At 45.7% G+C, this 10,711-nt stretch carries 5 protein-coding genes and 1 riboswitch; of the genes, 3 read left to right on the forward strand and 2 right to left on the reverse strand.

Translation table 11 applies throughout. The annotated features are described in order from the left end of the window. Positions 1-18 precede the first annotated feature (18 nt). Positions 19-1,803, forward strand: a complete 1,785-nt coding sequence (locus VHA02S_RS11125; protein WP_038898312.1) for a PglL family O-oligosaccharyltransferase — start codon at positions 19-21, stop codon at positions 1,801-1,803. Positions 1,804-1,859: 56 nt separating this feature from the next. Here VHA02S_RS11125 and VHA02S_RS11130 read toward each other — a convergent pair whose 3' ends face one another. Further along, positions 1,860-2,981: a pyridoxal-phosphate-dependent aminotransferase family protein gene (locus VHA02S_RS11130; protein WP_038898311.1), complete on the reverse strand. Its 1,122-nt coding sequence runs from the start codon at positions 2,979-2,981 to the stop codon at positions 1,860-1,862. Between the two features lie 223 nt (positions 2,982-3,204). Continuing rightward, positions 3,205-3,383: riboswitch (Lysine riboswitch) on the forward strand. A 123-nt stretch (positions 3,384-3,506) separates the two neighbouring features. Here VHA02S_RS11130 and lysC point away from each other — a divergent pair. Next, positions 3,507-4,859: a lysine-sensitive aspartokinase 3 gene (gene lysC, locus VHA02S_RS11135; RefSeq protein ID WP_009698828.1), complete on the forward strand. Its 1,353-nt coding sequence runs from the start codon at positions 3,507-3,509 to the stop codon at positions 4,857-4,859. A gap of 67 nt (positions 4,860-4,926) precedes the next feature. Here the strand turns inward: lysC and metH are convergent, their stop codons facing one another. Further along, on the reverse strand, positions 4,927-8,607 hold the full coding sequence (metH, locus tag VHA02S_RS11140; protein ID WP_038898310.1) for a methionine synthase: 3,681 nt from the start codon (positions 8,605-8,607) through the stop codon (positions 4,927-4,929). A gap of 189 nt (positions 8,608-8,796) precedes the next feature. On the opposite strand from metH, the gene VHA02S_RS11145 reads away from it, so the two are divergent. Further along, positions 8,797-10,122, forward strand: coding sequence for a cation:proton antiporter (locus tag VHA02S_RS11145; protein WP_009698830.1), 1,326 nt, complete (start codon positions 8,797-8,799; stop codon positions 10,120-10,122). Positions 10,123-10,711: the final 589 nt, after the last annotated feature.

Below are 10,711 nucleotides of genomic sequence, written 5' to 3' on the forward strand. Positions count from 1 at the left end.
CAAAACAACACAATAACTATGGCAACTATACACGTCAGTGGAACTAAGCTTTCTCCAGGGAAAGTCCAAGTTCCTCTTAACCGCAAGTTTCTCATCGCGTTAGCAGCACTCTTTCTGCTGGCGATGCACTTCTTCATGCCTAATCCGGGTGGCTCTGGACTAGCACTGTCTTTTAATGCGACCACGTGGATTGCGTTCAGCTTTGCACTTGGTATTGGCTGCTACCAACTTGCGACCAATCGTGTATTACGCTACTCCAAATTAACAATTGGTCTGCTGATCAGCTGTATCATCATGACGCTGCCAATCTTATACCCCAATGCGGATAGTGCGCTTGCAGCAAATAAGCTGATTGGTCTGTGGTGCGGCATGTTGTTCTTCGTTGTACTGCAGCAGTTCCACTTCAGTAACAAGCATCGCCAGCGCTTGTTGTGGTTTATTGTCCTTGCCGTTGTTATCGAAGCGATTTTCGGTTTAACGCAATATCTTTACCTTAAACCAGGAAACGTATTTGGATACGACACGATAGCTAACCGCCCTTATGGCATCTTCCAGCAACCAAATGTCATGGCGAGCTTCCTTGCAACTGGTTTAGTGATTGCCAGCTATCTACTCGCCAGACAGCCTTACAAATATTCTCGTAAACTCAGCGATATTTACCTGTTGTACGCCGTACCTGTACTGACACTGCCTCTTATCGTTGCCCTTGCCTCTCGTACTGGTTGGCTAGCATCCATCATTGCTATTTTGCTGGTGATTCCATACATGTATCGCTTTGCAACGCGTGCACGTTTTGTTCGATGGGTAATGGCGATGGCAACAGGTCTCGCGCTGTCGACTGTGGTGATGAATATTGCCTTCCCAGATGGAAACGGTCTTGCCAGTGAAAAGGTGAATATGGAGTCACCACGTGCTTACACCTTCCCACAAACATTGGACATGGTGATTGAGAAGCCATTCACTGGGTACGGTTACGGCAAGTTTGAGTCAGAATACATGCTATACACAGCGCGTCAGCATGCACTCAATGAAAGTTATCCTGCGGGCTTGCCATCGATGGATCACCCGCACAATGAATTGTTGTACTGGGCGGTAGAGGGCGGATTGTTGCCAATTCTGGGGATCTTTTTGGCAATGGCGTTAGTGCTATATCGCATCTACCAAGCCAAACGTGGTACTCGCTTAGCACTGCTGGCACTGTTTATTCCAATCGTGCTGCACTCGCAATTAGAATATCCCTTCTATCATTCATTGGTGCATTGGCTGATCTTTGTGATTCTGCTTTATTGGGTCGACCAACGAGTTTCTCGTTACCGCCAAGCACCGTTTAGCAAAGTAACCAAAAGTTTATTGCGAGTATGTAGCCTCGTCATTCCAGCAGTATTTACTTTCTATATGGTTAGCGCATTGCACACCAACTATGTCTTAACCAAGTTTGAAACAACGCGCCCGACCAACCCGGACATCTTGAATCAGGTGACAAATCCTGTAGTTTGGAAAGATCGTTTCGATTGGGATGTATACAGTACTTTCTTAAACATCGGCTTATATAAACAAGATCCAACCTTGATTCAGCCTTACATTGATTGGTCTTTGGAAATCATTAAAGACAAGCCGCGCCCAGCGTTTTACAACAACTTGATACTGGCATATCAAGGGTTGGATGACACAAGCAAGGCAGAACAAATTCGTGCAGAGGCACAGTTCTTGTTCCCTAAAATTGATTTCAGTGGCGTCAACTATCAGCCACCTTCCCAAGCAATCTCAGCCTCACCAACACCAACGTCCAGCGCTGAGCAATAAATCCAAAAAAGCGAAGGAATAACCTTCGCTTTTCTTTACCTCATTACCGAGGCGATTTATTCAGTCAGTGACTCTTCCAAAGCTCGCAAACACAAAGCTACATTTTCAGGTCGAGCACCATAGCCCATCAGTCCAATTCGCCATGCTTTACCAGCCAGTGCACCAAGACCTGCACCAATCTCTAGGTTGTAGGTTTCAAGTAAGTGATTGCGCACTTTTGCTTCATCAATTCCTTCAGGGACATAAATCGCATTCAATTGCGGTAGTCGATATTCTTCTTCTACCACGAATTCAAAACCTAGTTTTTGCAGACCCGCTTTAAGCTTCTCATGCATTAACTGGTGACGCGCCCATGCATTTTCTAAGCCTTCATTTTTAAGGATAAGTAGAGCTTCATGTAGCGCATACAAACTATTCACCGGTGCAGTGTGGTGATAGCTGCGTTTGCCTTCTCCACTCCAGTAACCTAATACTAAGCTTTGATCCAAGAACCAGCTTTGAACCGGTGTCGTCCTGGATTGAATCTTCTCAATAGCAGCCGGAGAAAGAGTCACTGGCGATAAGCCAGGAACACAAGACAAACATTTTTGGCTGCCAGAATACACCGCATCTAACTGCCATTCATCGACTTTGAGAGGTACACCACCAAGCGAAGTCACGGCATCGACAATCGATAGCAGACCGTATTGCTTCGCAAGCTTACCCAAGACTTGAGCGTCACTCACCGCGCCCGTCGACGTTTCTGCATGAACAAAAGCAAGAATCTTAGCATCAGAGTGCTGCTTTAACGCTTCTTCAACTTTATCGACCGATACAGGCGTTCCCCACTCATCATCGACGACAACCGCTTCCCCACCAGCACGAACCACGTTTTCACGCATACGCTCACCGAAAACACCATTGCGGCAGACGATGACTTTGTCGCCCTTTTCAATCAAGTTGACAAAGCACGTTTCCATACCTGCACTACCCGGCGCAGAGACTGCGATAGTAAATTCATTTTCCGTTTGGAAAGCGTATTTAAGCAGTTGTTTTAGTTCATCCATCATAGCAATGAAAAGTGGGTCTAGGTGACCAACCGTTGGACGGCTAAGCGCTTGTAAAACCTGAGGTGAAATATCAGATGGACCAGGTCCCATTAAAATACGATGTGGGGGAATAAAGCTTTGGATCGACATGTCAGCTCCTTGATTGCAGTCATTCATCCTGAGCGTTATAAAAGTTCTATGTAAAATGCTGGCTCAGGCATCGGAGTTTTCACCCTAATAGATTTTTCCTCTATCGGCAATTAGCCCTAAGTATAGAGGTCAAACCACTGTCACAAATTCGTTAATAAAAACTTTCATAATGGTTGAGATATTGGTTGACAATGTGACAGCAAAACCGTTCAATGTTTAAGCTTTATGCAGAAGAGGAGCACTGCCCAGGCAGGTGATTTGTGGAGCCGCAATTCCAATACCAATCACTCAGGGGGAGCAGTGCCGAGGTAAGTCAAAGTTGCAGGATTTGACTTGTCGGTTGACTTGGGTTGAGTCCCATCAACTGTCATCAGCGCCGTATGATGAAGAGCTTCTGAGGGTAAATTTTCAAATTACATTCTAACTACCTCTCTATTTGCTCTGTTCCTTTCCTCACCAAACATTGGATGTATTGGGCAACCAATTAATTGTTGTTATTTTTTCAGGAAGTCGTGGGAGAACGCAGTGAGCGCATTTAACGTAGCAAAATTCGGTGGAACCAGTGTTGCCAACTTTGAGGCAATGAGTCGTTGCTCCACTATCATAGAAAACAACCCAAATACTCGTCTTATCGTCAGCAGCGCTTGCTCAGGTGTCACTAACTTATTGGTTGAGCTGGCAAATGGTGTTCAAGACCAAGAACATCGAGCAGAAGTACTTCAGAAACTAGCAGGTATCCACGAATCGATTCTGTCGCAGCTAGAAAACGCAACCGAAGCAGCAGCTGAGGTTTATTCGATTCTTGATACCGTCACGAGCTTGGCAGAGGCTGCTTCAATCCAAGCAAGCACCAAACTGACAGACCATTTAGTCGCTTGTGGTGAATTAATGTCGACTCATATCCTTGCACAACTAATGCGTGAGCGTGGTGTGAACGCAGTTCGTTTTGATATTCGCGACGTGCTAAAAACCGATGGTAATTTTGGTCGAGCTGAACCTAATGTCGAGACAATTTCGCAGCTAGCACAAGAAAAGTTAGTACCACTTTGCCAAGAATATGTGGTTATCACCCAAGGTTTTATTGGCTCAGATGAAGAAGGCAATACCACCACGCTTGGCCGTGGCGGCAGTGACTACAGTGCAGCACTCATTGCAGAAGGTGTGAAAGCAGCAGGTCTAGAGATTTGGACTGACGTTCCGGGCATCTATACCACAGACCCACGTATCGCCTCAAAAGCAGCGCCAATCCCAGAGATCAGCTTTAGCGAAGCATCAGAGATGGCAAACTTCGGCGCAAAAATTCTGCACCCTTCAACACTGGTTCCGGCACTTCGTCACGACATCCCTGTATTCGTAGGCTCGTCTAAAGAACCGGAAAAAGGTGGTACATGGATCCGCCACCAAGTAGAGAGCTCACCTTTATTCCGAGCACTTGCTCTGCGCTGCAACCAAACCATGGTGACATTACGCAGTGCTAACATGTTCCACGCATACGGCTTCTTAGCCAAAGTATTTGAGATCCTAGCGAAGCACAAAATCTCTGTTGACCTGATCACCACATCTGAAATTAGTGTGTCACTCACTCTTGATCAAACAGACACGTCTGGCGGCGCTCCTCAATTGCCACAAGCCGCGCGTGAAGAGCTTGAAGAGCTATGTAAAGTAGAAGTGGAGCACGACCTATGCCTCGTCGCTCTGATTGGTAACAACATGAGTGAAAGCAAAGGCTATGCGAAGCAAGTATTTGGCACGTTAGAAGACTTCAACCTACGTATGATCTGTTACGGAGCAAGCCCACATAACCTGTGCTTCCTTGTTCACGAGTCCGTATCTCGCCAAGCGATCCAAAAACTGCATACTGAATTGTTCGAGCAATAAGACTGCTTTCATTCACTAATAAACAAGGGCTGCGCATGGCAGCCCTTTTAGTTTCTATATGGTTTGGTTAACCGTTAATGTTCGGACCTAACCATTTCTCCGCTTCGATCCTATCCCAGCCTTTACGATCAGCATAGCTTTGCAACTGATCCTCTTGGATCTGAGCGATCGCAAAGTAACGAGAGTCAGGATGCGAGAAGTACCAACCCGATACAGATGCACCTGGGTACATCGCATAGCTCGATGTCAGTGACATTCCAATGTTTTCTTCAACATTCATCAGCTCCCAAAGCGGTCCTTTCTCAGTATGCTCTGGACATGCTGGGTAGCCAGGAGCAGGACGAATACCTTGGTATTTCTCACGAATCAGCTCTTCATTCGACAGAGCTTCATCCGCAGCGTAACCCCAAATCTCTTTACGCACACGCTCATGTAGATACTCAGCAAATGCTTCCGCCAGACGGTCCGCTACCGCTTGAATCATGATGGCATTGTAATCATCACCCTGCGCTTTGTATTCGTCGGCAAGTTCACGCTCACCGATACCACCAGTTACTGCAAAAGCACCAACCCAATCGCGCTTACCAGACTCTTTCGGTGCAACATAATCAGACAGACAGTAGTTGAAGCCTTTTGGTTTCTCCGTCTGCTGGCGTAAGTTATGCAGGACTTTCGCCACTTCTGTACGCGATTCGTCGGTGTAGACTTCGATATCATCACCCACGCTTGCAGCAGGGAACAGACCACACATACCTCGCGCCTTGAGTAAGCCTTCACGCTCAACACGATCCAATAACTCGTTAGCGTCTTTGTACAGGCGCTGCGCCTCTTCACCCACTTCTTCATGGTCAAAGATTGTTGGATACTTGCCGACTAACGACCAAGTCATAAAGAAAGGCGTCCAGTCGATGTACTTACGCAAAGTAGACACTTCAAAGTCATCAAAGATATGAATGCCCGGCTTCACAGGAGCAGGAGGCGTGTACTTATCCCAATCAATCGCGACTTTGTTCGCTCGTGCTTCTTCTAGAGTAACAGGCTTGGTGCGCGGCTTCTTGCGGTTATGCTGATCACGTACGCGTTCATAGTCCACGTCCAGTTTCTCAACAAAGCCAGGACGAAGTTCGTCTGAAAGTAATGAAGTACATACACCAACCGCACGAGAAGCGTTATTGACATAAACCACAGGATGTTTGTAGTTCTGCTCAATCTTGACCGCCGTATGCGCTTTGGATGTTGTTGCACCACCAATCAGAAGTGGAAGATCGAAGTCAAGACGCTCCATTTCTTTGGCGACATGAACCATTTCATCGAGGGACGGAGTAATCAAACCAGAAAGACCAATGATGTCGACGTTTTCTTCTTTGGCTACCTTGAGGATCTTCTCACATGGCACCATTACGCCAAGGTCGATGATCTCATAGTTGTTACATTGTAGAACCACGCCAACAATGTTTTTACCGATATCGTGAACGTCACCTTTTACCGTAGCCAACAAAATCTTACCGTTGGAAGAACCGGCTTGCTTCTCTTTATTAATGAAAGGCTCTAAGTGCGCTACCGCCTGCTTCATAACACGCGCTGATTTCACTACCTGCGGAAGGAACATCTTACCTTCACCAAATAAGTCACCAACCACGTTCATGCCGTCCATCAATGGACCTTCAATGACTTCAAGTGGCTTAGAGGCATTAAGGCGAGCTTCTTCGGTATCTTCAACGATGAACTCAGTAATGCCTTTAACCAGCGCATGCTCTAGACGTTTTTCTACCGCCCAAGTACGCCACTCTAGTGCAGAAGCATCTTCTTCTTTGCCGACCCCCTTGCCGGCGTATTCTGCCGCGATATCAAGTAGTCGCTCGGTCGAATCATCACGGCGGTTAAGAACCACATCTTCTACTGCTTCACGTAACTTATCAGGAACGTTATCGTAAATTTCTAACTGACCCGCGTTCACGATGCCCATGTCCATACCGTTTTTAAAACAGTGGTATAGGAACACCGCATGAATCGCTTCACGAACGTAGTTATTACCGCGGAATGAGAAGGAAACGTTAGACACACCACCAGAGATCATCGCGTGAGGTAAGTCGCGCTTGATGTCTGCAACCGCTTCGATGAAATCCACGGCGTAGTTGTTGTGCTCTTCGATACCCGTCGCAACTGCAAAGATGTTCGGGTCAAAGATGATGTCTTCTGGTGGGAAGCCGACTTCATCAACCAAGATACGGTAAGCATTAGTACAGATTTCTAGCTTACGTTCACGTGTTTCTGCCTGACCAACTTCGTCAAACGCCATAACGATAACTGCGGCACCGTATCGACGAATCAGTTTTGCTTGCTCAACAAACTTCTCTTTACCTTCTTTCAAAGAGATGGAGTTTACGATGCCCTTGCCTTGAATACACTTCAGACCCGCCTCGATAACCTCCCATTTAGAAGAGTCGACCATGATAGGCACTTTAGAGATCTCAGGCTCAGACGCGCATAGGTTTAGGAAGCGAACCATACAGGCTTCTGCATCCAACATGCCTTCATCCATGTTGATGTCAATGATCTGAGCGCCGTTCTCAACTTGTTGTCGGGCGACCTCTAGCGCTTCATCATAGAGCTCTTCTTTGATCAAACGTTTAAATCGAGCAGAACCAGTAACGTTAGTACGCTCACCTACGTTAATAAACAGCGTCTCTTTTTCAATAGTAAGAGGCTCAAGACCGGATAAACGACAAGCAACCGTAAGCTCAGGCAAATCACGAGGTTTCACACCTTCAACTGCCATTGCCATATGGCGAATATGCTCTGGCGTGGTACCACAACAACCACCAATTAGGTTGAGGAAACCACTCTCCGCCCACTCTTTAACGTGTTCCGCCATATCTTCTGGAGAAAGGTCATACTCGCCAAAAGCGTTCGGTAGACCCGCATTTGGGTGAGTAGAAACAAAAGATTCCGAAATACGAGAAAGCTCTTCTACGTACGGGCGCAGTTCGTCAGGACCAAGCGCACAGTTCAAACCAAATGAAATCGGGTTAACGTGACGAAGAGAGTTATAGAAGGCTTCCGTAGTTTGACCTGAGAGGGTGCGTCCAGAAGCATCGGTAATGGTACCGGAGATCATAACTGGCAACTCGATACCTAATTCTTCGAAGACGCTATCAACTGCGAAGGCACAAGCTTTAGCATTAAGTGTATCGAAGATAGTCTCGATCAGAATAAGATCAGAGCCACCTTTTATCAGCGCTCGAGTGGATTCTGAATAAGCCTCAACAAGCTCATCGAAGCTGACGTTACGATAGCCCGGATCGTTTACATCAGGGGAGATAGAACAAGTACGGTTTGTTGGACCAAGCACACCCGCAACATAACGTGGGCGCTCTGGCGTTTTTGCCGTCCATTCATCAGCGGCTTCACGCGCAAGCTTTGCTGCGGCAAAGTTGATTTCCTCGCTCAGGCTTTCCATTTCATAGTCAGCCATCGCAATCGTCGTCGCGTTAAAGGTGTTGGTTTCAAGAATATCAGCGCCTGCTTCTAAGTAAGCGCTGTGAATTTCCTTAATCAATTGAGGCTGAGTAAGCACCAACAAATCGTTGTTGCCTTTTAGATCACAATGCCAATCCGCAAAGCGCTCTCCTCGATAGTCTTGCTCTTCAAGTTTGTATCCCTGAATCATGGTGCCCATACCACCATCGATCAGCAAGATACGTTGCTTTAATTGAGCTTCAATCTGTTGTCTTACATTACTTCCCACAGTACAGCCTCATTCCTTTAGTTATCTCTCCATCCTATCACACAAATTAAAGGAGTCTAGACGTCTAAAATACGAATTACTGATTATTTTGTCTCCGTCGAGTTACAAAATAATCTCGAAAAAATGTTTGCTATTTAGTCAACATCGTCCGAGAATTCCATTCATAAAATGTTACAAATAGAGAGCTCTATGTCGGTCTATCATACTTTATGTTTTCTATCTGCAGCGGCAATGGTTATTGCCTTTGTAAACAGTAAGATAGGAAAGATGCAAACCACCATCGCAATCACTGCCGGTTCGATGATTCTTTCACTCCTCATTCTAATCGCAGGTCAAAATGATTGGTTTCATCTCACCGAGATAGCGACCGAAACGGTTACCAGCATTAACTTCGAGGACTTTCTTCTTAAAGGTATCCTCGGATTCCTACTTTTTGCCGGTGGTTTGGGTATAAAACTCCCTAACCTCAAAGACCAAAAATGGGAAATCACCGTACTCGCTTTAGGTGCAACACTCTTCTCAACCTTCTTTATTGGTTTTGTTCTTTACGGCTTCTGCCAAGCTATCGGCATTCAATTCGACCTCGTCTACTGCCTGCTATTCGGTGCGCTTATCTCCCCAACCGACCCGATTGCAGTACTCGCCATTGTTAAAAAGCTTAATGCACCAAAACGAATCTCTACACAGATCGAAGGTGAATCTCTGTTTAACGACGGCTTTGGTCTGGTTATTTTCGTAACACTATTCACCATCGCCTTCGGTACTGAAGCTCCAACGGTAGGTAGTGTGACAATGCTATTCATTCAAGAAGCGATTGGTGGCATCGTTTACGGCTTCGTACTAGGTTTAATTTTCCATTACCTAATCAGCGCAACTGATGACCACTCAATGGAACTACTACTTACTATAGGTGTACCAACCGCTGGTTACGCATTTGCAGAATACCTTCACGTATCTGGACCACTTGCGATGGTGGTATCGGGCATCATGATCGGTAACTGGACGCGCTTCATTGGCTTCTCTAAAGAGAGTGAAGATCATCTAGACCACTTTTGGGAATTGGTCGATGAGTTCTTAAATGGCGTGCTATTCCTTCTTATTGGTATGTCGATGCTGCTGTTCGAATTCCACAAAGAAGACTGGATCATGATGGCAATTTCAGTACCACTAGTACTGGCTGCTCGCTATCTAAGCGTGTTCATTTCTTACATCGGATTTAAGCGCTATAGAAAATATAATCCTTGGTCTATTAAGATCTTAACTTGGGGTGGCTTGCGCGGCGGCCTCGCTCTAGCTATGGCACTATCAATCCCATCGGGTATCTTAGTTATTCCAGAGAAATTGATTGATGTGAAAGAGATCATCATGGTGATGACCTACTCGGTGGTTGTGTTCTCAATCCTTATCCAAGGCTCAACCATTACACCAATGATTGAGAAAGCGAAACAAGCAGAGAAAAACATGGAAGCAGAAGTTTCATCGGAACCACAAGAAGCAAAAGCATCTCAAGAATAAGTACCACGATAATTCTTAGAATTAGGCAGCCAACTGGCTGCCTTTTTTATACTTTGTTCGCGACTAGACCTCTAGACAATACTCTATTCCCTAGCCCAGCACCTTTTATAGTTCGATCAACTAAATACAGCCAAAGTGGTAATGAATAGCTTCAACTTGAGAAAAATCTACAGGAATGCATAAAGATAGCTAGCAAAATCTATCAGATTCACTTTTGCAAACCTCGAGATCTTTACTAGCGAGGACAAGACGCTCTATGTGAGTGTGACGAAGTCCAAACATTAATGCTCAAGCAAATTTACGAGCCACTGAGCTCTAGTTGAAAAGTCAATGAGTATCTAAATACAAAAGTTGTTCTATCGAACCACATCGTTGTGTGGTGTTTTTCTGAATAAGAGTAATTAAGGTAGGGACATCGGAAGAAATTGCAGGTTATCTGAAACTTTTGCGGGCTCGTTTTCTAGAAAGAGGGAATCGTACTCTAGAAATGACAAAAACCAGTCCGGAGGCTGGGTTTCTAAATAAGTGGCGGAGCGGTTGGACTTGCACTCAATTGGACTGCACACGAGCGGGACTCGTTGGTCGTAAA

It is taken from the genome of Vibrio harveyi NBRC 15634 = ATCC 14126 = KCTC 12724 (genome assembly GCF_001591145.1).
In the GTDB taxonomy this organism is placed as follows: Bacteria; Pseudomonadota; Gammaproteobacteria; order Enterobacterales; family Vibrionaceae; genus Vibrio; species Vibrio harveyi.

Excerpts from the sequence above, each read along its gene's own strand:
- VHA02S_RS11125 (WP_038898312.1), top strand. The coding sequence starts at position 19 with ATGGCAACTATACACGTCAGTGGAACTAAGCTTTCTCCAGGGAAAGTC.
- VHA02S_RS11130 (WP_038898311.1), bottom strand. The coding sequence starts at position 2,981 with ATGTCGATCCAAAGCTTTATTCCCCCACATCGTATTTTAATGGGACCT.
- VHA02S_RS11145 (WP_009698830.1), top strand. The coding sequence starts at position 8,797 with ATGTCGGTCTATCATACTTTATGTTTTCTATCTGCAGCGGCAATGGTT.